The following is a 21,641-nucleotide window of genomic DNA, read 5'->3' as shown; positions in this document are numbered from 1 at the left end:
ACGACGGGCGGCCGGATGCCGTACCCGACCAGGCCGTCAGGGCCGGACGGGCGCTCGCGGTGACGGCCACGCGAGAGCCGGTCACCGTGGTCAGATCACCGTTTGCTTGGTAGCCGGCAGCGCGTCGACGATGGACTTTTGCACGTTGATCGTGTCCGCGATGACCTCGTGGGGCGTGTTGGCCATCCACTGCATCACCGAGATGTCCTCGAAGCGCGGGTGCCGGAACATCTCCAGGAAAACCAACGGCTCGTCGCCGGTGTTCTCGATGTAGTGGCCGTACGCGAAGGGCACGTAACCCACGTCGCCGGCCTGGAAGTCGAACGTCCGAGCGGCGGCCTGCGACGCGAAGACACCCATCCGTCCGGTGCCGGAGATGTAGTACTGCCACTCGTCGGTGGTGGGATGCCAGTGCAACTCGCGCATCCCGCCCGGCTCGACCTCCACCAGGGCGGCGGCGGTGGTCACCGACGCGGCGAAGTTGGTCGAGTCGGTGACCCGTACCGTCCCACCCCGGAAACGTTGCGGGGTCTGCGCGAGCATCCGGTGCTTGAAGCTTCGCGGGATGTCGCCGGTGGGGCTGACCACCCGGTCCTGTTGCAGCGGCGGCGGAACGTCGCCCTGGAAGATGTACTTCTCCCGTTCGGGCAGGTTCTCCATCTGCTCGGTCGTCCAGCCGAAGTTCTTGGCCAGCACGTGCCGGGGCGTGTGGGCGAAGAAGTCACTGAGCAGGAACGTGTTGTTCTCCGAGAACGCGCCGTCGTCGAAGACCAGCAGGAACTGGCAGCCGTCCGCCAGCGCCTGGATGTTGTGCGGGATGCCCTGCGGAAAGAACCACAGGTCACCCTCCTTGACGTCCTCGATGAAGTTGCGTCCCTCCTGGTCGACAGCGCTGATCCGGCAACTGCCGCTGAGCACGTACGCCCACTCCGACTGCTGATGCCAGTGGATCTCCCGGTACGCGCCCGGTTCCAGACCGAACTGGACACCGGACAGCTGGCTGGCGATCGGCAGGTCGCGGTTGGTGACCTCCCGGGTCCAGCCGCCCTTCTCCACCCGGGTGTGCGCCTGGGAGAACGAGAACTTCAGATTGGGCACCAACCGGCTGTCGGTCGTCGGTGGCACCAACAGGTCGGGGTTCTGCCGTTCGAGTTCGACGTTGCGGCCTGCGAAGGGAGGCGCGCCCTGGTCGCCGCGCCGCGGCTGGGGATCGCTGTTCGCCATGATCGCTGACTCCTCACTCGGGTTGGATCGGACGGGGCGCGGGAACGGATCCACCCCGCAGCCGTAGCCGGGACGACAGCCCCAGCAGGGCACGCACCCCGGCCCGGCCGTACTGGACAGCGATCGCGACCGGAATCGCCGCCGCGGTCGCCACCAGCACCAGGCGTGTCCACAGCGGGGCGTGGCCACCGGCCCCGGTGCTGGCGAGAAGAACGAACATCAGGAGTACGACGCGGAGCCGGTGCAGGCCGGGAAGTTCGGTCGAGTGCGCCATGCCTTCGATGATCGGCGGCCGGACGATGTCGTCGCATCACGTGATCGCGCCATTGCGGCACGGCGGATCCCGGACGCCGTGGGCGAATCGGCGCACTCCCGCCGCTTCGTCGATCTGGGCGCCCGCCCCTGCCATCGTGGCTAGGCTCGGTCGCAGGACGGCAATTCGACGCGCCGGGTAACAACCGGGGAGAACGCCATTGTCCGGATCATCCTTCGACGCCGGCACCTTCCCGGCCGACCACGACGACGCCGAGCGACGACGCCAGCGGGTGTCGGCCACGGCGGACCATCTGCGACGTGCCGGACGTGGGACGGCGGCACTCGCCGTCCTGGCGGCGGAGATCGCCGCGAACCGGCACGGCGAGCGCCACCGTACGCACCTGCTCGGTCACCTCACGCGGATCGCCGCACTGGAACAGCCCACTGTCGCCCTCGTCGGTCTGCGCACGGCGCTCGACCAGCGGCTGGACGCCCGCAGCCGAAGCGCTCTGCTCGCGCTGGTCGCCGGGACCGCCGCCCGCGTGGGTCATCCGGACACCGACGCGCTGCTCCGCGACGCGGGCATCGCGCACGCCGCGTCGGGGGACCATGCGTCCGCCCGTCACCTCGCCCTCGGCCGGGCCGCCCGCTCGCTGTCGCACGGCGACCTGCCGGGTGCTCACGCCGTGCTGGCGGCCCTGGACCCGGGTTCCCCGGCGGCACGAGCCGACGCTTCGTCCATCCGGGCCGAACAAATCCTCGTGCAGCTCGGCTTGGGCCAGCACCAGGACGCGCGGACCGCGACCCGCCCGACCTCGAACGAAACCGATCCCCTGTTCAGCAGCGCGCTGACCGCGCTGGACTGCCTGCGGATGGTCGCCGTGGGCGAACTACCCGAGGCCGCCGCCCTCGCGGTCACGACGCTCACCTCCAGCCCGGTGGACCTCAGCCCGGAGGTGCGTGCCCTGTTCGTCGCGGTGATCGGCGAGGTCCGCTACCGCCGTGGCGACCACGACGACGCGCGCGCGGTCCTCCGCCCGTGCCTCGCGGAGGTTCGCTGGCCCGACAGCACGTTGTTCACGCCCGCCTTCTGCGTCGCCGTTCGCGACAGTGCCCTCAGCGTGCCCGCGAACCTGCTCACCCGGGTCGTCGCCGACCTGCACCGATCGGTGCGGCCGCTCCTGCCCGTCCCGCAGTTCGGCCCCCGGCTGGTACGCGCCGCGATGGCCGCCGGTGACACCCCGGCCGCCCGCCGGGTCACCGAACTGGTCGAGTCGGTGGCCACGCGCACCCCTGTTCCGCTGTGGCGCGCGCTGGCCGACCAGACCAGGGGCCTGCGCGACAGCGACCCGGACGCGCTCCGGTCGGCGGTCGACGGTCTGCGTACCACCGCCGCGCGGCCGGCGCTCGCCGACGCGTTGCTCGACCTGGCGAACAGCCCGGGGGTGCGGCCCGTGCGGGCACGCGACGCCGCCCACGAGGCCGCTGCCCTCTACGCCCGGATCGGGGCCCCTGGCGACCAGGCGACTGCGGACCGTCGGTGCGCCGAGCTCGCCATCACACCGCGCCACCGGCCGGCGAGCGACGGGCCGGCGCGTACGGGCATCGAGGCGCTCACCCCGGCCGAGGAGCGGGTGGCCGAGATGCTCGCCTCGGGCGCCACGAAGAAGGAGGCGGCGAGGAGCCTCTTCGTCTCCTTCCACACCGTCGACACCCAGCTCCGGTCGATCTACCACAAGCTGGGGATCCACAACCGGATGCAGCTGGTGCGGGCCTGGGACAGCGCCAGACGATGATCAGTCGAGTTCACCGGCCGGTCGCTGTCACTTCTCGCTGTCGAGGAGGGACATCATCGGGGTCGCGTACCGCTGGCCGGAGGCCGCGCCGGCCGGTACGGCACGCTCGATCTCGTCCAACGTGTCCCGGTCCAGCACCACGTCGACAGCGCCCAGCGACTCGGTGAGCCGATCACGCCGCCGTGCCCCGACCAGCGGCACGATCTGCTCGCCCTGCGCCGCCACCCAGGCGATCGCGACCTGACCGGTGGTGGCCCCCAGTCGCTGCGCGACCCGGCCGAGCGCGTCGACCAGGCGCAGGTTCGCGCTCAGGTGCTCACCCTGGAACCGGGGACTGTTCGCCCGGAAGTCCGTGCCGGTCAACTCACGCTCGGCCGACCAGTGCCCGCTGAGCAGCCCTCGGGACAGCACCCCGTAGGCGGTCAACCCGATGCCCAACTCGCGCAGCGTCGGCAGGATCGTGGCCTCGGGGCCACGGGACAGCAGCGAGTACTCGATCTGGAGGTCGCTGATCGGTGCCACCGCCGCCGCTCGGCGGATGGTGTCCGCGCCCATCTCGGAGAGCCCGATGTGCCGGATGTAGCCGGCCTCCCGCATCTCGAGCAGCGCGCCCACGGTCTCCTCGATCGGCACCTGCGGGTTGAGCCGGGACGGCCGGTAGATGTCGATGTAGTCGGTGCCCAACCGGCGCAGCGAGTACGCCAGGCGGTCCTTCACCGCCGCCGCCGACACGTCGTACGGTGCCGCCTGGAAACCGCCGTCCGGTGTCCGGCGGGCGCCGAACTTCACGCTGAGCACCACCTCGTCGCGGCGACGTTCCCGCAGCACCCGGCCGATCAGCATCTCGTTGTGACCCGACCCGTAGAAGTCCGCTGTGTCGACGAGGTTCACACCGGCGTCGATGGCCGCGTGCAGTGTCGCGACGCTCTCCGCCTCGTCGGCCGGCCCGTACAGGTCCGACATGCCCATCGCGCCGAGCCCGATGATCGACACCTCCGGACCGGAGGCACCCAACTGTCGCCGTCGTAGACCCGCCATGTCGCTCGTCTCCTTCGGTTGTCGCCACACTGTGTACGCCGTGTCCATATAACCACCACGAAGACACCCTGTCCATATAATCGGACGCCCCTGAAGGGCGCGGCAGGCCACCCTGACTGCTTCCGTGGGCGCGTGACCGCTTCCGCGCCACCCCGACCGAGTAAGGGTGGCGCATTGACTGACAGGCACGGCAAGTCGAGTGAGACCATCGCTACCATCCGTCACTGGGCGGACACAGAACGTTGCCTAGCGGATGGTTTCGCCTGTTATGCCTGACCTGGATGAATCATCAACGCGGCCGTCGCTGGCGTGCCTCCTGTTGGCCTGCGCGGCGTTCGGTCCCTACCTGGCTGCTGGTGTGCGGACCGAGCAGGTGGCTGTGTATGGGATCGCACTACTGGTGCTGCTGTCGATGGCGTGGGTCACCCAACTACCACAGGCCACCGGCGCAGCCAAGTCCATCATGTCGTTGATGGTGGTGCAGGCTGCGGCGCTCGGCGTGGGGATGATCGGCGCCAGCCAGGTGCAGTACGTCAGAGCGCCGGGTTCCGCCGCCTCCGGGTTCGACAACCTGCTGCTGCCGTTCGCGGTGATCTTCACCGTCGTCACGCTCGTCAGTCCGGCGCGGCGACACGCGACACTGAACGCGGTGTGCACAGTCGTGGTGTTCGCGGCCTGCGCGAACGCGACGCTGGCGTGGTTGTCCACGACTACCGACGCGTCGGCGTGGCTCTCGCTGTGGTGGTCGCACGACGGCGGTCTCACTGACGGTGTCTGGGCGGAGCAGGTCGAGACGGGCCGGTACACCGGTGTGTTCGTGCAGCCAGCCGAGGCCGGTGAGTTCTACAGCGTCGCCGCCCTCGCCGCCGTGTACCGACTGCGTCACCGGCCGGTGCTCCTGATCGCCGCGATGGCCGCCATCACCGTTGGTGGACTGCTCAGCGTCTCGAAAGTGTTCCTGTTCGTTGGCATGCCCGTCGCGGTCATCCAGTTCTTCGTGATGCCGGGCCGTCGCGCCACCCGCTATTCGATCATGGTCGTCGTCTGCTACCTCGCGGCGGTCGCCGCGACGTGGGGGCACCTGGGCCGGCTGGGTATCACCCTGCCGACCCAGTTTGCCGGAGGCGGCGACCTCAACCTGTTCACGGGTGGCCGGTTCGGTGGTGCCGGTCCGGCGACCGTCGTCACCGGGTGGGAGCTGGTCATCACCTACTCACCGATCGTGGGATTCGGGGCTGCCGGGCTCTCGATTCCCTACGACAACGGCTGGTTGGAGGCCGCCGTCACCGGCGGGCTGATCGGGGTTATCGCCTACACGGCAGTGTTCGCCGCGTTGATCGCCGGCTGCTCGCGGCTGCGGCGAGCGGGAAATGCCGCCGACCTTGCCCTGGCCTACGGGTTGATCGCGGTCGCGCTCGGCACGTCCTTTGGTCTGCCCGGCACAACCGCCAACCGGGTTGCTACCGTGCTGTGGCTGCCGCTCGCGCTGCTGCTGTTCGTTCCCGCCGATCCCGCCCAGCGCAGTGCACCGCCGGGCCGCCACCGCCACGACGCCGCACAGACGCACCTGACCGTCTCCGTGCCGGCCCCGGGCAACCGAGGGCGGTGCGGTGGCCGCCCGGGTGACGAGCAAGCCAGAGGGAAGAGGGATGGTGATGCAGGACCCGCGACCGCACCGGTGGCGCATGCACGCAGGCAGGCAGGTTCGACCACCTGACTAACGAGCAGTCGTGGGTGGACTTAGGGGCGGCGTGGTGGCTGCCAGACCGACTGCGCAGACCATAATCACACGAGTGAGGTTGTGGCGATGGAGTGGAGAGGTCGAGCCCCTGGGCGCGCACCCGTCGGGCGACATCGGCGGGGACGCGCAGGCCAGCGACGCATGGAGTCGCCGGTTCGTCCTGCCGACGGGCGAGGACGCGCGGCTGATGCCCGACCGGCTCCCCCGGCCGGGGCTGGGTGACTGGACCGGGTGGCGGGCGCACGGGCGCGAGGCACTGACGTGAGCGCCCGTCTCGGCGGCGGAGCGGTATCACATAACGAGCGGCCGGACGCGCGAGAGCTTCGACGGATACAGGCCTCGCGAGTACGGATGGAAGTGCACCTGCGACGACCGCTCGGAGGACCAGTGGCCCAGCTCACCCCGGACCCCCACACGTCACCCCGCCGGGGCCGTGGTCGCCGGCCCGCCGACCAGGTGCGGGCCGAGATCCTCACGGCCGCGGGTGGTCTCCTGCTGGCCGAGGGCATGGCGGGCTTCACCATCGAGAAGGTCGCGGCGCTCGCCGGGGCCAGCCGGATGACGATCTACAAGTGGTGGCCCTCCAAGGGCGCGCTCGCCCTGGACGGCTACTTCACCGTCGTCGCACCCACGTTGGCGTTCCCGGACACCGGCGACATCGTGGCCGACCTGACCGACCAGCTCGTCGCCTTCGTCCACCTCGTCCGGGACACCTCCGCCGGGCGGGTCATCAGTCAACTCATCGGGCAGGCGCAGACCGACCCGGAGTTGGCCGCCGCCTACCGGGAGCGCTACTCCGGGCCCCGGCGGGCCCTGGCCGTCGACACCCTCACCCGGGCCATGACCCGTGGGCAGCTACGGGCCGACATCGACCCGGAATCCGTTGTGGACCAGCTCTGGGGCGCCTGCTACCACCGGCTGCTCATCGCCGACCTCCCGCTCACCGAGGACTTCGCGCGCACCCTGGTCGACAACCTCGTCCGTGGGCTGCGCTGACGCAGCCAACAGTCCGGCCATCCTCACTCGGGCAGCTTGGCCCCCGACTGTTCGCTGACCATGTACGTCGCGTACCAGTCGGGCCAGTTCTCATCCCGCTGGCCGGTGCGCTCCTCGTGCTCGCCGTGCGCGGCGGCCGCACGCCGCAGGGCACTCGCCAGGTCGCTCGCCGAGCCGAACGACGTCAGCCCACCCTCGATGCGCCCGGGCAGCCTGGTCGTGATCTCCTGCATGAGCCAGGTGTTGCCGTCCGGGTCGCGGAACGTGGCGCGCGAGACGTAGCTGCGCCGCTCCGGGTCCAGCCCGTCGACCGGGCCGTCCGGGCTGACGTGGAAGAGCCCGCCCACCTCGACACCGGCGGCGACCAGGGCGTTGCGGGCCGCCTCGACGTCGGACACGACCAGGTACGCCATGGCCGAACCGGGCGCCGCCGGGGTGAGCCCCGGACCGAACTGGACGGAGCATCCGGAGCCGTGCGGCGTCAACTGGACAATGCCGGGCGGCGTCTGGTCGAGCCGCCACCCGAGGCGCACGTAGAACTCCTTCGCGCGGTCGACATCCGACACCGGGATGACGATCACCTCGAGTTTGACGTCGACACTCTCGATGCTCGCGTCGCTCTGGGCGCCCTTCGGGCTCATCGCGTTCCCCTCCCGATCGCTGTGTTGCTGGTTAGGTGGTCCTCGTGGCTCGGCGCACCCCGAACAGGGCGACCAGGGCGAGCAGGATGACGGCGACGGAGTACTCGTCGGCGGTCTGCGGCAGGCCGCCCGCGTACACGACGAGGAAGCCGGCAATCACCGTCGGGAGGCCGAACCCGACGTAGCAGACGATGTAGAGCAGTGACAGCACGCTGGCGCGTTCGTGTGCCTCCACCAGTGGTGTGATCGTCTTGAGGCTGCCCTGGAATCCCCCGCCGAAGCCGACGCCGCCGAGCGCGAGGCCGACGAAGAACCCCGGGACGGACTCCGCCATGACCGACACCAACGTGACGATCATGCCCAGGACGAGGGCGACGATCCCGATCAGGATCACGGTCCGGGCGGCGCTGTTGCGCATCAGCAGGACGGCGATCGACCCGAAGAGGGCGAAGACGAAGAGGACCAGGCCGCCAACCACGATCGACGTGTTCATGAGGCTGCGTACCAGCGCCGGGCCGAGCGCCCCGAAGAAGCCGGCCAACGCCCAGACCGCGAACAGCACCGGGACGACGACCAGCAGCGGTTCGCGTACGGCGCGTGGCAGTTTGATCTCGGGTCGCAGGCTGCGTCGCGCTCCCGCCATCGGCGTGACCGTCTCCGGCATCAGCGCGATACCGACGAGCTGGATCAGGAGGACCACGAAGAGGACGACGTACACCAGCCGCGTCGGCGCGGGCAGGAAGTCGATGAGCAGCGCCGAGAGCAGGGCCCCACTCCCGGTGCCGATGCCGGGGGCGATGGAGTTCGCGAGCGTGCCGCGGGCGCGGTCGATGTCGAGCATCCCGGCCCCGACGGCACCGGTGGCGGCACCGGCGGCGAGCCCCTGGAGCAGGCGGGCGACCAGCAGTGTGGGTACGCCGTTGGCGAAGATGAAGACGACGAGCGAGAGCATCTGCACCACGATCGCCACCGCCAGGACCGGTCGGCGACCCACGTGGTCCGACAACTTGCCGAACGTGAGCAGCGACGCCAGCACCGCGAGCGCGTAGACGGCGAACACCACGGTGGTCGTGACCGGTGAGAAGTGCCAACGCTCCTGGTAGGTGCCGTAGAGCGGGGTCGGGGCGGCCGACGCGGCCAGGAACGACACGAGGATCGACGCCAGGAGCAGCAGGGAGACTCTCGGCGAGAGTCGGGCCCTCCCGGCGATCGGCATGTCGGTGCTCCTCGGGCTGCGCTGACGGCGGTGGAACCCGGAGGTCCCGCTGGTGAGCGACGGCCGGGTACCCGCTCTGCGCCGTCACATGCGGGCGAGGCGGGCCACCCCCGTCTCAGCCCTCGGTGTCGTGACCGGTTGCCGGGAGGGCCGCCACGCCACGGCCCAGTGCGCCCCGGAAGGTCTGGTACTGCTCGGCACCGAGTGTGTCGGAGAGTTTCTGCTCGATCTGGTCGACGATGCCGTCGGTGAGTTCCATGAATTCGCGACCCCGGTCCGTCGGCACGATCAGCTTCGCCCGGCGGTCGGCCGGGTCGGGCGTACGCCGGACGTAGCCCAGCCGTTCCAGCTCGTCGAGGATCGCTCCCATCGTCTGTTTGTTGCGTCCGGCCAGCCGGGCCAGTTCGCCGGGGCGGGTGCCCTCGACGTCCAGGTAGGCGAGGACCGCCCCGTGTCGGGGCCGTACGTCGCCGAACCCGTGCTCCGCCGACCGTCGGAAGATCTCCCGCTGAACACGCGCGGAGAGCTGCACGGCCAGGATGCCGAGGTCCGGGTCCTGCTCCTTGAGTGTGCTGCGCTTCATAAAGTAGTCCAATCATTGGACGGTACAAGTTTTGGACTATAACGTGGCGGGCGTCGACCAGCGGCCAGCCCGACCGCTGTCCACCCGACCGGAGGACAACAATGACCATTCTGATCACCGGAGCCAACGGCACCGTGTCGAGGGAGGTGCTGCGCGAACTCGCCGGTCAGCAGTCGGTGCGCGCCCTCGTGCGGGACGCCGCACGCGCCCCCCAGCTCGACGGCGTCGACGTCGTCGTCGGCGACCTCGACCGCCCCCGCACCCTCACCCCGGCGTTCGAGGGCGTGACGACGCTCTGGCTGCTGACCCCGATGGGCCCGACGGCGCCGAGCCAGAGCATGAACGCGGTGTGGGCCGCCCGGCAGGCCGGGGTACGGCACATCGTCCGGCTCTCGGCGATCGGCGCCGCGCACGACGCGCCCACCCGCAACGGCCGCCTGCACGCGCTCTCCGACGCCGAGGTGCAGGAGTCCGGCATCCGCTGGACGATCCTGCGCCCGAGTCACTTCATGCAGAACCTGCTCGCCGCCAAGGCCGGTGAACACCTCTACGGGCTCTTCGGCGAGGCCAAGGTCGGTCTGATCGACGCCCGGGACATCGCCGCGGCCGGGGCGGCGATCCTCGCCGCACCCGAGCGGCACGAGGGCAGGATCTACACGCCCACCGGTCCGGAGAGCATCACCCTGCACCAGGCCGCCGAGGACATCGCCCGCGCGACCCAGAAGCCGGTGCGGTACGCGCCGCAGAGCCCGGACGAGGTACGCGACAGCCTGCTCCAGGCGGGCCTCGACGAGTGGTCAGCGGAGGTCCTCGCCGAGTACCGGGCGGCCTACGGCTCCGGCTGGGGCGACTTCACCAACGACCACGTCGAGCAGGTCGTCGGCCGGGCACCGCGGAGCTTCGCCGAGTTCGCCAACGACCACCGCGAGCACTTCGCCAACCTCTGACGGGTGGCGTTCGGGGAAGGGCCCCCGTCAGGGCCCTTCCCCGTACCGGCTACCGCCGCACCGACCTCATCTCGGCCTGGCCGGAACCCGGCCGTTCCGCCGCCCCTCGTACGGGAGGGGACCGACGTCCGAGTGGCGACCGGGGCGCATCGCCGCGTGCCGCTGCCCGGGCCCGGCGCCGTCGCGGGCGGCGAGCGCGTCGGCCACCGCTCCGGTGGCGAACGCGTAGATGGACTTGTGCAGCACGTCGATGGCGAGTTCCGAGCGGGGCCAGGTCAGTGGGGGCGCCCCCACCCCCGTGGCGTTCTCCAGGATCTGGTCGTTGGCCAGTCGGAGCGCCGTGAACACGCTGGAGGCCCAGACGTCCCGCAGCCCGGCCTGGGCCATGACACTGCGCAGCACGCCGACCACCGCGCCCTGACCGTAGTGCATCGCCAGGTTCTGCCAGCGGGGCTGCTGCCCGGAGGACTCCGGCAGGCCGGCCAGCCGTGCCAGCACCTGGGCCGGCACGTACGAGTCGGGCCGGCGGGTCACCCGTTGCTCCACCTTCTCCGCGGCCGTCATCACCGCCGCCCCGACCAGCCCCGCCGCCAACCCCTGCCACACCGCTCGTTTCAGCATGGTGGGGCCGTACCCCTCGGGCCGGCACCCATTCCCGGGCCCGTCACCCAACGACCTGGTTTGCGGCAGTCTGCGGCGGGTAGGGTGACTCGCCGTCCGGCAGCGGCGCAGTGACCGCCGGCGGTCGCGGTAGCTTGCACTTCATGGCCACGAGCGTCGCCGTCCGGCGAGATCTCGCCAGCCTCGCCGACCCACGTCGCGCCGAGGCGTCGAGCCGGTTCCTGCAGATGGTCCCCGGAGGCTACGGCGAGGGCGACCGGGCCATCGGCGTCTCCGTGCCCGACCAGCGCCGGGTTGCCGCCCGGTACTGGCGCGACCTCTCCCTGGTGGAGACGACGGACCTGTTGCACGGCGAGGTGCACGAGGAGCGGCTGACATCGTTGCTCATCCTGGTGCGGAAGTTCGCCAAGGGCGACGAGCAGGAACGGGGCGAGATCTACCGCCTCGTCCTGGCCAACACCGGCCGGCTCAACAACTGGGACCTGGTGGACTCGTCCGCGCCGTACATCGTCGGCCCCTGGCTCGTCGACAAGGAGCGCGGCGTCCTGGATCGGCTGGCCGGGTCTGACCTGGTGTGGGACCGGCGCATCGCCGTCATGGCGACCTTCGCCTTCATCAGGGCCGACGACTTCCACTGGACCTTCCGACTTAGCGACAAGCTCCTGCGCGACCCGCACGACCTCGTCCGCAAGGCGGTGGGCTGGATGCTGCGCGAGGTGGGCAACCGTGACCGAGCGGCGGAGGAGGAGTTCCTGCTCCGCCGCTACCGCGTCATGCCCCGGGTGATGCTGCGGTACGCGATCGAGAAGTTCGAACCGCAGCGACGTCGGGACTACCTGTCGGGCATGCTCTAGCCGGCCGGGGGGATCGGGAAGTTCCGGTTGAAGACGTTGTCCGGGTCGTAGGTGGCCTTGATGGCGCGCAGTCGGCTCAGCGTGGGCTCGGGCCAGGCATCCAGGAGTCGCGCCGGGTCGGTGTCGGACTCGAAGCTGAGATACAGGCCGTCGAGGTGCGGGTACAGCTCGGCCCACAGCTTGTCGAGCTGGCGCCTCCGGTCCTCGACCGTGGCGGCGAGCACCGAGAAGTTCTGGTCCCGGTGCGGGTACGCGGTCGCGTCGCGTGCCACGTCGTTGACCGCCGCGCCGACGGACCGGAACTGCATGATCATCACGTCGCCGGAGTTGATCATGTTTGCCATCAGGTCGGCCGCCTCCGGGGTGATGTGGTGCGCCAGGCCGCTGCGGGTGTCGCGCAGTCCCTGACCTCGATGCTGGTTGCCGGGCGGGGCGACGATCGCCGGGTACGGCGCGAGCTGCGCCTGTTGATCGAGGATCGGTCCGATCTCCAGGAACGGGCTCAGGGCGGACTGGGCCGCCTCGACGTCGTCACCGGCGTAGACCAGGGTGACCTGAGCCATCGGCGGATTGCCCCGACGGCCCGGGAAGAGAGACAGGAAACTCGTCAGCTCCCGGGGCGCGTCCTCGACGAGTTGACCCCAGCGGCGGAGCAGCTGGGCGGCGTCGGTCGCGTCGACGACGAGTTGAGCGAAGACCACCCTGTCGACCTCGTACGCCTCCAGTTCGAGGGCGGTGACGACGCCGAAGTTGCCGCCGGCGCCACGGATGGCCCAGAACAGGTCGGGGTGATGCTCGTCGTCCACGCGGAGCAGGCGACCGTCCGCGGTGACGATCTCGGCGGCGACGACGTGGTCGATGGTCAGACCGTGCTTACGCACCAGATATCCGACGCCCGCGGTGGTGGCGAGTCCACCGACGCCCACGTCGCCGTAGTCACCCGAGCTCATCGCCAGGCCGTACGGGGCGAGTGCCTGGGCCACCTGCCCCCACCGGGCGCCCGGTTCCAGCCGGATCCGACGACTCGCCCGGTCGAGCACCTCGACACTGTTCATCCTCGACATGTCGATGATGATTCCGCCGTCGTTCGTCGACCTGCCGCTGATGCCGTGCCCGCCACTGCGCACCGACAACGGGACGTCCTGGGTCCGCGCGTACGACACGGCCTCGGCGACCTCGGCGGCGGTCTCCGGACGGATCACCAGTGCTGGTGCCCCCTTCCAGCTGTAGGTGTGCCGCACACCCTCGTACTCCCGGTCACCGGGTTGGACGGCCCGGGCGGCGAGCGACGCCGGCAGCGTCTCGCGGTCCAGACCCGGGCCACGTGCGGACCGGGCGGCGAGCGCGCCGGGCCGGCTGGCGTCCGGCACGTTCGCCGCGCGCTCCCTGGCGACCGCCTCGCGTAGCGCCGGGGCGATCTCCTGCCCGAAGGTCTGGATCAGTCGCGGGTCGTCGCGGCCAATCAGGAAGGTGCTGAATCCCTCCTCGACGACCAGCGGGAGGAGTTGCTCGACCCACTGCTCCGGTGGCCCCTGGAGGAAACCGCGACTGCGCGACGAGACGTCGACGGTGAACAGGTTGAGCAGCCGCCGGATCTGCCGCGGGTCGCGTCCCGCCGCGACCGCCGCCTCGTCGATGAGTCGGTTGGCCGTCACCCGGTCCGGGGACCGCAGGTACTCCAGCGTCGGCAGCCAGCCGTTCGCCTTCTGCCCGGTCAACGCCAGCATCTTCGGCTGGTACGCGCCGAGCCAGATGTCGATGTCGTGCGCCGGCGCGGGGCCGCGCTGCATGCCGGGGATCGGGTAGTACTTCCCGTCGTGGCGCAGCGGCCCGGGTGCGGCGTCGTCCCAGACACCGCGCAGGACGTCGATCGCTTCGCGCAACGCCTCGACGCCCTGCCCCGCCGTCAGCCGGCGAGCCCCCATGCCCTCGACACCGTCCCAGAACGCGCCCGCGCCGAGGCCCAGCTCGAACCGGCCGTGGGACAACCGGTCCAGGCTCGCCGCAGCCCTGGCCAGGACGGCCGGCGGGCGCAGCGGAAGGCTGAGGACGTTTCCCGAGATCCGCAACCGTTCCGTGCGGGCGGCGACCCAGCTCAGCAGGGTCCAGGTGTCGAGGTAGTCAGCGTTGTACGGGTGGTCCTGGAAGGTGGTGAGGTCCAGGCCGGCCGCCTCGGTCAGCTCGGCGAGCGCCACCACGTGGTCCGGGTCCTGAGCGCTCGGTGTCAGGAACGTCCCGAACAGGATTTCGTGACCGTAATCAGGCATCGCGTCAGCATCTCCGTATCATGTTGCCAGACGATCATCTGTCCAGCAGATCGTATGCCCCACAACGCAGTTGTCTGCCCACGCATTCCAGGCGGCTCGGAACGTCGTTTCGGTCGACACATCGCCTGTTAGCGTCCCGTTCATGGCCGCCACCGACCCGTGCGAGCTGCCGGCCGACCGCAGGCGCGGCTCGACCTTCGGCTGGTCCCTGGGCGTGGTGCTGCGCCGCTGGCACGAGTACGTCGAGGAGATGCTGAACGACCTGCCGCACGGCAGCAGGGGCTACCACATCCTGGCCGTCGTCGTACACGAGGACGTGCCCACGCAGGGCGCCCTGGCGACCCGCCTGGCCATCGACCGCAGCGTCCTGACGTACGTCATCGACGACCTGGAGACCGCCGGTCTCATCGAACGGAAGCTCGACCCCCAGGATCGTCGCGCCCGCCGGGTGGTGGCCACCGACCGTGGGCGTGCGGCGCTCGCCGAGGCCGAGCGGCGGGTCGCCCACGCCGAGGACCACGTGCTGGGCGGGCTACCCGAGGATCAACGCGACACCTTCCGCGACGTCGCAGCCCGCGCCGCCGAGGCGATCCACGCCGCCGCGCCCGCGACGGACCCCTGTGTCGCGGTACGCAGCGTCCTGCCGCCCGAGCAGTAGGCCGACAGCTCAGACCCGTTGCCCGGCACGGCTTGACCTGGCTCGGCATGCTGGAGCCAGAAGCCCGCCGTCCGTAGCCATGAGGTCGAGCCATGCGCAAGCCAGCCAAGACCGCAGCCCTCCTCTTCGGACTGGGCGTCGGTGCGGCCGTCGGGCCGTCTCTCGGGACCGCCGCCCTGTGGTCCGGAGTCGCGGTGGCCGCGCTCGGGATCGGCCTCGCCCTGCTCGGCGAGAGCGAGCCCGATCTGATGGCCGACGGCATGGTGGACCGCGACGGGAACAGCGCGAGCGCGGACACCTCGTACGACGAGTGGAGAGAGCGGCACGAACGACCCACTCTCAGCGGCCTCGGCACTCGGGTGGAACAGATCCTCAAGCTCGCCGAGAATCAGGCCAACGACCACCGCAACGAAGCGAGGCGCGAATCCGAGGAACTCGTGGCCGCCGCCCGCCAGGAGGCGGAGATGATAGTGAGCCGGGCCCACGACCAGGCCGCCGGGATCACCGGCAGAGACCGGGGCCCGGATTCGGGGTCGCCCGCCTGAGGTTCGCCACTCCCCCGCGCGAGGGACCGCCGTCCCCTGCGGCCGGTGACGGGTCTTCCCGGAACAGGTGGACCAGCCTCCTGCCCGCGCAGGCAACGCATTGACAGAAGTCGTTGGATGAAATAGCTTCCTGGCATCGCCAGCCTGGGAGCGCTCCCAATTCCTGACCGACGAGCGACCGCAACTCGCCGGATGGCGAGCCCTCCGAAGGCGTGGACACCACCACCGTTCAGGAGGAGCTTCATGAGAAGACCAAGAAGGACCAACGCGGTCCTGGTGTCGGCCGGCGCCGTCCTGCTGGCGTCGACGGCGGTCGCCCTGGCGACGCCGGCCGGGGCGGCGGCCGCCGGTTGTTCGGTGAACTACGGTGTGTCGTCGCAGTGGCAGAACGGCTTCGGGGCCAACGTGAGCATCACCAACCTCGGTGACGCGGTGTCGAGTTGGACGCTGACCTGGTCCTACGGTGCAGGTCAGACGGTGACCCAGGCGTGGAACGCGACGGTGACCCAGAGCGGCGCGGCGGTGACCGCGAAGAACGTCAGCTACAACGGGGGCATCGCGACCAACGGGACGGTCTCGTTCGGCTTCAACGGCTCGTGGAGCGGCAGCAACCCCGCTCCGACGAGCTTCACGTTGAACGGGGTGGCCTGCACCGGCGACACGACGCCGACCACACCCCCGCCGACGACTCCCCCGCCGACCACTACTCCCCCGCCGAACGGGCCGGCGGACATCACGGTGAACAGCGCGACCAGGTACCAGACCGTCGACGGGTTCGGGGCCGCGCAGTCCATCTGGGGCAGCGCGTGGTCGACGGCCGAGACGCAGACCCTGGTCGGGATGGGCGCCAACCAGTTGGGTCTGTCCATCGTGCGGACCGGCCTGTCGCCGGTGTCGAGCGAGTGGGCGACGCACGTGAACTCGTTGAAGACGGCGAAGTCCTCTGGTTCGAACGTGAAGATCCTCGCGTCGCCGTGGACCGCGCCGGCGGCGTGGAAGACCAACAACAGCCGGGTCAACGGCGGGAAGCTGCGGACCGACTACTACGACGACTACGCCAACCACCTGAACAGCTACGTGCAGTACATGCGCGGCCAGGGTGTGACCATCGACGTGACCTCGGTGCAGAACGAGCCGGACTGGCACCCGGACTACGACTCGATGGACTGGAGCGGCACCGAGCTGCGCACCTTCGTCCGTGACCAGGGCACGAAGGTGCAGAACACCAAGCTGATGGTCGCCGAGGCGGTGAACCTGAACTACAACTTCACCGACCCGACCCTGAACGACTCGACCGCCCGCAACAACATCGGCTACATCGGCGGGCACCTCTACGGCACCGAGGACTCCGGCCGGCTACGGCCCTACAACCTGGCCGAACAGCACAACAAGCCGGTGTGGATGACCGAGTGGAACCTGCACGCCGCCGACGGCGGAGGCTCCAACATCTGGGGCAACCCTGCCAACACGGCGGTCTGGAACGAAACCCTCGACGACATCATGCGCACCGTGCACAAGTCGATGGAGGCCAACTGGAGCGCCTACATCTGGTGGTACGGCAAGCGCTACTACTCCTTCATCGGCGACGGCGAATCCGCGTACGGCACGGTCGCGGGTGCCCCGCTCAAGCGCGGGTACGCCTTCTCCCAGTACGCCAAGTACGTCCGCCCCGGCTACCAGCGCGTCGCCCTGACGAAGAGTTCCAAGGCCTCCCCGCTGGAGGTCACCGCCTACCAGGGCGACGGGAAGATCACCCTGGTCATCCTCAACCGCTCGAACAGCGCGGTCAACAACGCCGTCATCCAGGCCCCGCAGAACGTCACCCGGGCCGAGCACTACCTCACCTCGCAGAACGCCAACGCGGCCAGCCAACCGACAAGCGTCAACGGAGGACAAGCCACCATCAACGTGGGCGCGCGCAGCATCTCCACGCTCGTGTTCACCCTCTGAGCCGAGGTGCCCGCCGACCGATGGTCGGCGGGCACCGTCCTTTCTGCCCGGCTCACCGGCAGCGCCACACCAGGGGCCGGTACGCCTCGTTCTCGTGGACGGCACCCACCACCGTCATGGCGTCGTCGCTGATCCCACGGGCCGAGTAGGTGCCCGCCTCGGTCGCCCGGACCTCAGGCCTGCCCGGCAACCGGCGGGACGTGCCGTCCGGGGCGACGAGCAGCGGCGAGCCGTCGTCGACCAGCACCTCACCATTGCCGGCGACGGCGCTGATACTCGGGAACGGCATCAGGCTCACCGCACCCGTGGTGAGGTTCCACAGCACCGGGAGCATCCGCACGGAAGAGCCCTGCCGCTCACCGGGAGCCATCCCGACCGCCCACTCGCCACGCGCCGCCTCCACCGAGGCGCGCGGGAAACCGTCGGGCACCGGCAGCGCGATTTCGGTGCCCTCCGGTGTCCACCGGTAGGGCAGATCACCCATCGCGCCGACGACGGAACCGTCCTCGGTGATCGCTGTCGCGGCGGATCCGGGCCGCCCGACCAGCCGGTACTCCTGCGGCCGGTCCGCCGACCACAGGACCGCCTGGTGCGAGTCGCGGGCCCCGCGGGCGGTGCCGACGATGTCACCCCGGCCGTTGACCGCGTGCACGAGAACCGCCTGGTAGCCGGGCGGGGTCACCAGGAAGCGCAGCTTTCCGGACCGGTAGACCCAGCCGATGCCGTTGCCGCCGGTGCCGACGACGTCGCCCCGGGCGTTGACCGCCGCCGCGTGGCGCGCCCCGGCGGGCAGGACCGTCGCCTTGCCGTCGGTCCAGAGCACGATCCTCCCGTCCTCATTCCCGGTGCCGATGTCGCCGACGATGTACCGCCCGGTGGGGTCCACGCCTCCCGCCACCGCGACCGGACCCCCGAGCGGCTGCGGCAGCCACGACGCCTCGCAGGTGACCGGTGGGGTCGCCGCTGTCGACGCGACGGCGGTCGGCGCCGCCACCACGGTCGGCGTGTCCGGGGCCTGCGGCCGGCCGGCACCACCGAACCCGACGGCACCCACGACGACGAGCCCGGTCAGCACCGTCACCGCGGCGACGCCGCCGGTGCGGCGACGGCGACGGCGACGGCGACCGTCGCTGATCGCCCGTGCGACGTCGACCCGTGGCTCGGGAACCGGCGCCGACTGCAGCAGCGCGGCGATCCGCTGCTCGTCCACCGTCATCTCGTACTCCTCCCGGACATCTCGGCGACGTCGAGCACCTGGCGGACCGCCGCCAGCGCCCGAGCCGTCTGCGCCTTCACATTGCCTTCGGAGCACCCCATGGCCGCGGCCGTCTCGGCCAGCGACAGGTCGCACAGGAACCGCAGGACCAGCACGGTGCGCTGGCCGCGGGACAGACGGGCCAGCGCGCTGACCACGCTGTCCCGCTCGGCCACCTCGTCGTGTGGTGTGACCGGCGTACGCGATGGCTCCGGCACCGAACCGAACAGCCGGACCTTCGCCCAGCTCAACCGCTTCTCGTCGACGAGCTTGTGGACCAGCATCCGGTGCACGTACGCGTCGACGTTGTCTACCCGGCTGACCCGACGCCAGTTCACGTACAACGCCGTTATCGTCTGCTGCACCACGTCGTCGGCCAGATGGGCGTCTCCGCACATCAGGAACGCGGTCCGATGCAGACTCGGCAGTCGCGCGGAGACGTACTCCACGAACTCACCCTCGGCATCCGCCATCGAGGCTCCCTCCTCCGCACCCTCGACGGGTCGCGACGACCGCCAGGTTGCGTCGCGCCGGAAAAGGTTTCAACGACGTACGGCCCCTGCCGCTGCGGGAATCGCGGCTGGGGCCGTACGTCGCTGGTCGTCGGTGGGTTCACGCGCCATTCTGCCCGGGCCGCGGACCGGTCACGCCGGTGCTATCCAGCCCCGACGCCCCGTACCGCCTCGATGATGGACTCGGCGACCTCGCCGGGCTGGGACATCGTCATCGCGTGGGAGGCGCCGGCGACCTCGCGGGTGCCCCGGGCGCCGGCGCGTTCGGCCATGAAGCGGTGCGCGGCGACCGGGATGTTGCGGTCCGCGTCGCCGAAGACGAACCAACTGGGCAACGACTTCCACGGCGGCTCGGACGTCGAGAGCGCTTCGCCGAGCGCCTGCTCGGTGATCGGCCGCTGGGTCCGCGCCATCAACGCCGCCGTGTCCTCGGAGACGTCCGCGACGAACTGTTGGCGGAAGGCGTCCTGCGCGATGGCCACCTCGTTTCCGCCACTGGCCACCGGGTAGGAGACCAGGGTGTCGGCGAGCGTGCTGCCGGGAAACTTGCCGGACAGCGCTATCGCCGACTCACTCGTCTCCGGGGCGAACGCGTTGACGTAGACCAGGCCGCGCACCATCGGCTCGCCCGCTGCCGCCTCGGTGATGACCATGCCGCCGTACGAGTGGCCGGCGAGCACGACCGGTCCGCCGACCCCCCGCACCACGTCCCGGACGTAGGCGGCGTCTCCGGCGAGGCTGCGGAGCGGGTTGGCGGCGGCCACCACGGAGTAGCCGGCACCGAGCCGCTCGATCACACCGTTCCAACTCGCCGATTCGGCGAACGCGCCGTGAACGAGGACAACGGTGATGTTCTGATCTGACACGGCCATCGGCTCCTTCGCGTGAGGGGTGTGCACCCCGTACGACTGGGTGGGCGCGGCTGATTACCCACCGTGCGCCCCGGAAACGTCGGGGCGCGGGCGGCCCTGTTTCTTCACCCCGATGTCACCGACCGATCCCGTCGGCGACGTGTTGCTGTTCGTCCGCACGGGTTGGCTCCGACTCGTCGCACTTGTCCTGACCAGGAGCTGATCACGTGCCTTCCTCTCGTCGTACCTTCCTCGCTGGTGGCGCCGCCGCCGGTGTGGGCCTCGCCGTCGCCGGCGGTCTGCCGTCGCTGGCGCAGGCCAGCCCGGGCCGCCCGCACCCGCCGGTCACGTCCGGCCACGTGCCGTTCCCGCCGCTCGTGGACGACCCGAAGGGCGTCCTCGCCCTGCCCAAGGGCTTCAGCTACACGGTGGTCACCCGGACCGGCGTCACCCGGCTGGACCGCGGCCAGGGCATGACCCCGGCCGACCACGACGGCATGGCCGTCTACGACGCCGGCCACGGTCGGTACACCCTGATCCAGAACCACGAGATCGACCCGGGCGCCGAGTTCGGCGTACCGCACGTCAAGGGGACGGTGTACGACCCGGGCGCCGTCGACGCCGGCGGTTGCACCGTCATCAAGACCGACCGCGCGGGCCGGAACCTGGGTGAGTTCGTCGCCCTCTCCGGCACCATCTCCAACTGCGCCGGCGGACCGACGCCCTGGGGGACCTGGCTGACCTGCGAGGAGACCGAGGACCGCGCCGGCGACCAGTGGGAAGAGGGCGGCCGGACCGGCACCTACCAGAAGGACCACGGCTACGTCTTCGAGGTCTGGGCCGACGGCAGCGCGGACCCGCGGCCGATCAAGTGCCTGGGCCGCTACTCCCACGAGGCCCTGGCGATCGACAAGGACCGCACCCACATCTACCTGTCCGAGGACGCCGACGAGCCCAACGGCCTCTTCTACCGCTGGTCGGCGCCGCGCGGCGTCAAGGTCGGCCCCGGCGTGCTGACCCGCCTCGCGCCGAACGCGGGCGTCCTCGCCGCCATGCAGATCATCATGGACGACGGTTCGGTGCTGCCGGACGTCGCCTACCTGACCTCCGCTCAGTTGGGCCGCCCCTTCCCGGTCCGGTGGATCGAGGTGCCGGACCGCGACGCGCGGCACACGTCGGTACGCGAGCAGTTCACCGACGGCCAGGTCACCCGCGGACGCAAGTTCGAGGGCGTGTGGAGCACCGACGAAGGTGTGTACGTGGTGAACTCGTACGCCTGGGACGAGGGTGACCTGCCCTCCGACGCGGCGCCGCACGACGGCATGGTCTGGTTCTACAACTTCAAGGACGAGACCATCCAGCTGGTGACGTACTTCCCGCACCAGACCTCCGCCGAGGAGGGGACGCCGGTCAAGTACACCGACATCACCTTCGACGGCCCGGACAACGTGACAGTCACCCCGTGGGGAAGTCTGGTCCTCGCCGAGGACGGCAAGGGCGCCTCCCACGTGCTCAGCACGATCCCGGGCGGCCCGACGTACGCGATCGCCCGCAACATGCTCAACGACTCGGAGTTCTGCGGGCCGACCTTCAGCGCCGACGGCCAGGTGCTCTTCGTCAACATGCAGGACCCGGGCCTCACCCTGGCCATCACCGGCCCGTGGGAGAAGTACCTGGGCTGACCAGGGTCG

At 70.5% G+C, this 21,641-nt stretch carries 20 protein-coding genes and 1 pseudogene; 10 read left to right on the top strand and 11 right to left on the bottom strand.

Features of this window, described 5'->3' with window-relative positions:
- Positions 1-90: 90 nt before the first annotated feature.
- On the bottom strand, positions 91-1,224 hold the full coding sequence (locus FHU34_RS13380; RefSeq protein ID WP_145780324.1) for an oxalate decarboxylase family bicupin: 1,134 nt from the start codon (positions 1,222-1,224) through the stop codon (positions 91-93).
- A 13-nt stretch (positions 1,225-1,237) separates the two neighbouring features.
- Positions 1,238-1,498 carry a hypothetical protein gene (locus FHU34_RS13375; protein ID WP_145780323.1) on the bottom strand — a complete coding sequence of 87 codons (261 nt, stop codon included), beginning with the start codon at positions 1,496-1,498 and terminating at the stop codon, positions 1,238-1,240.
- A gap of 199 nt (positions 1,499-1,697) precedes the next feature.
- Between FHU34_RS13375 and FHU34_RS13370 the strand changes: the two genes are divergently transcribed.
- Entirely contained in the window at positions 1,698-3,275 is a 1,578-nt protein-coding gene (locus tag FHU34_RS13370) for a helix-turn-helix transcriptional regulator (RefSeq protein WP_145780322.1), read from the top strand.
- 27 nt (positions 3,276-3,302) lie between these two features.
- Here the strand turns inward: FHU34_RS13370 and FHU34_RS13365 are convergent, their stop codons facing one another.
- Positions 3,303-4,313, bottom strand: coding sequence for an aldo/keto reductase (locus FHU34_RS13365; protein ID WP_145780321.1), 1,011 nt, complete (start codon positions 4,311-4,313; stop codon positions 3,303-3,305).
- 373 nt (positions 4,314-4,686) lie between these two features.
- On the opposite strand from FHU34_RS13365, the gene FHU34_RS13360 reads away from it, so the two are divergent.
- The 3 genes from FHU34_RS13360 (at position 4,687) to FHU34_RS13350 (ending at position 7,050) form a co-directional block, all read left to right on the top strand.
- Positions 4,687-6,030, top strand: coding sequence for a hypothetical protein (locus tag FHU34_RS13360; protein ID WP_145780320.1), 1,344 nt, complete (start codon positions 4,687-4,689; stop codon positions 6,028-6,030).
- A 76-nt stretch (positions 6,031-6,106) separates the two neighbouring features.
- Positions 6,107-6,319 (top strand): hypothetical protein, encoded by a 213-nt coding sequence (locus FHU34_RS13355; protein ID WP_145780319.1) that lies wholly within the window; start codon positions 6,107-6,109, stop codon positions 6,317-6,319.
- 122 nt (positions 6,320-6,441) lie between these two features.
- Positions 6,442-7,050, top strand: coding sequence for a TetR/AcrR family transcriptional regulator (locus FHU34_RS13350; protein WP_244311654.1), 609 nt, complete (start codon positions 6,442-6,444; stop codon positions 7,048-7,050).
- Positions 7,051-7,073: 23 nt separating this feature from the next.
- Here FHU34_RS13350 and FHU34_RS13345 read toward each other — a convergent pair whose 3' ends face one another.
- From FHU34_RS13345 to FHU34_RS13335, 3 genes are all read right to left on the bottom strand, one after another.
- The gene (locus FHU34_RS13345; protein WP_145780317.1) at positions 7,074-7,691 is read right to left on the bottom strand and encodes a VOC family protein; all 618 of its coding nucleotides are present in this window, start codon (positions 7,689-7,691) and stop codon (positions 7,074-7,076) included.
- A 31-nt stretch (positions 7,692-7,722) separates the two neighbouring features.
- Positions 7,723-8,907, bottom strand: a complete 1,185-nt coding sequence (locus tag FHU34_RS13340; RefSeq protein ID WP_145780316.1) for an MFS transporter — start codon at positions 8,905-8,907, stop codon at positions 7,723-7,725.
- 115 nt (positions 8,908-9,022) lie between these two features.
- Positions 9,023-9,490 (bottom strand): MarR family winged helix-turn-helix transcriptional regulator, encoded by a 468-nt coding sequence (locus tag FHU34_RS13335; RefSeq protein ID WP_145780315.1) that lies wholly within the window; start codon positions 9,488-9,490, stop codon positions 9,023-9,025.
- Between the two features lie 101 nt (positions 9,491-9,591).
- On the opposite strand from FHU34_RS13335, the gene FHU34_RS13330 reads away from it, so the two are divergent.
- Positions 9,592-10,437, top strand: a complete 846-nt coding sequence (locus FHU34_RS13330; RefSeq protein WP_145780314.1) for an NAD(P)H-binding protein — start codon at positions 9,592-9,594, stop codon at positions 10,435-10,437.
- Between the two features lie 66 nt (positions 10,438-10,503).
- On the opposite strand, the gene FHU34_RS13325 is transcribed toward FHU34_RS13330, so the two are convergent.
- Entirely contained in the window at positions 10,504-11,058 is a 555-nt protein-coding gene (locus FHU34_RS13325) for a hypothetical protein (protein WP_145780313.1), read from the bottom strand.
- 143 nt (positions 11,059-11,201) lie between these two features.
- On the opposite strand from FHU34_RS13325, the gene FHU34_RS13320 reads away from it, so the two are divergent.
- Entirely contained in the window at positions 11,202-11,912 is a 711-nt protein-coding gene (locus tag FHU34_RS13320) for a DNA alkylation repair protein (RefSeq protein WP_145780312.1), read from the top strand.
- Here the strand turns inward: FHU34_RS13320 and FHU34_RS13315 are convergent.
- The gene (locus FHU34_RS13315; RefSeq protein ID WP_145780311.1) at positions 11,909-14,179 is read right to left on the bottom strand and encodes an LLM class flavin-dependent oxidoreductase; all 2,271 of its coding nucleotides are present in this window, start codon (positions 14,177-14,179) and stop codon (positions 11,909-11,911) included. The two genes, FHU34_RS13320 and FHU34_RS13315, sit on opposite strands and share 4 nt — an antisense overlap.
- A gap of 142 nt (positions 14,180-14,321) precedes the next feature.
- On the opposite strand from FHU34_RS13315, the gene FHU34_RS13310 reads away from it, so the two are divergent.
- The 3 genes and pseudogenes from FHU34_RS13310 to FHU34_RS13300 all read left to right on the top strand — a co-directional run bounded on the left by FHU34_RS13310 (position 14,322) and on the right by FHU34_RS13300 (position 17,332).
- On the top strand, positions 14,322-14,837 hold the full coding sequence (locus tag FHU34_RS13310; RefSeq protein WP_145780310.1) for a MarR family winged helix-turn-helix transcriptional regulator: 516 nt from the start codon (positions 14,322-14,324) through the stop codon (positions 14,835-14,837).
- A 317-nt stretch (positions 14,838-15,154) separates the two neighbouring features.
- Positions 15,155-15,340, top strand: a pseudogene (locus FHU34_RS13305) (cell division protein DivIVA); the annotation flags it as partial.
- A 285-nt stretch (positions 15,341-15,625) separates the two neighbouring features.
- Positions 15,626-17,332, top strand: a complete 1,707-nt coding sequence (locus FHU34_RS13300) for a cellulose binding domain-containing protein (protein WP_145780309.1) — start codon at positions 15,626-15,628, stop codon at positions 17,330-17,332.
- A gap of 52 nt (positions 17,333-17,384) precedes the next feature.
- On the opposite strand, the gene FHU34_RS13295 is transcribed toward FHU34_RS13300, so the two are convergent.
- From FHU34_RS13295 to FHU34_RS13285, 3 genes are all read right to left on the bottom strand, one after another.
- On the bottom strand, positions 17,385-18,548 hold the full coding sequence (locus tag FHU34_RS13295) for a hypothetical protein (RefSeq protein ID WP_145780308.1): 1,164 nt from the start codon (positions 18,546-18,548) through the stop codon (positions 17,385-17,387).
- The gene (locus FHU34_RS13290; RefSeq protein WP_145780307.1) at positions 18,545-19,060 is read right to left on the bottom strand and encodes a SigE family RNA polymerase sigma factor; all 516 of its coding nucleotides are present in this window, start codon (positions 19,058-19,060) and stop codon (positions 18,545-18,547) included. Before FHU34_RS13290 ends, FHU34_RS13295 begins: the two co-directional genes overlap by 4 nt.
- 182 nt (positions 19,061-19,242) lie before the next feature.
- Positions 19,243-19,971, bottom strand: coding sequence for an alpha/beta fold hydrolase (locus tag FHU34_RS13285; RefSeq protein WP_145780306.1), 729 nt, complete (start codon positions 19,969-19,971; stop codon positions 19,243-19,245).
- A 206-nt stretch (positions 19,972-20,177) separates the two neighbouring features.
- Here FHU34_RS13285 and FHU34_RS13280 point away from each other — a divergent pair, with 206 nt between their 5' ends.
- The gene (locus FHU34_RS13280) at positions 20,178-21,632 is read left to right on the top strand and encodes an alkaline phosphatase PhoX (protein WP_145780305.1); all 1,455 of its coding nucleotides are present in this window, start codon (positions 20,178-20,180) and stop codon (positions 21,630-21,632) included.
- The last annotated feature ends 9 nt before the right edge of the window (positions 21,633-21,641 follow it).

The organism is Micromonospora taraxaci, assembly GCF_007830095.1.
Taxonomy (GTDB): Bacteria; Actinomycetota; Actinomycetes; order Mycobacteriales; family Micromonosporaceae; genus Micromonospora; species Micromonospora taraxaci.
Note: the sequence above shows the minus strand (reverse complement) of the source record. Positions and strands in the feature narration are given on the sequence as shown.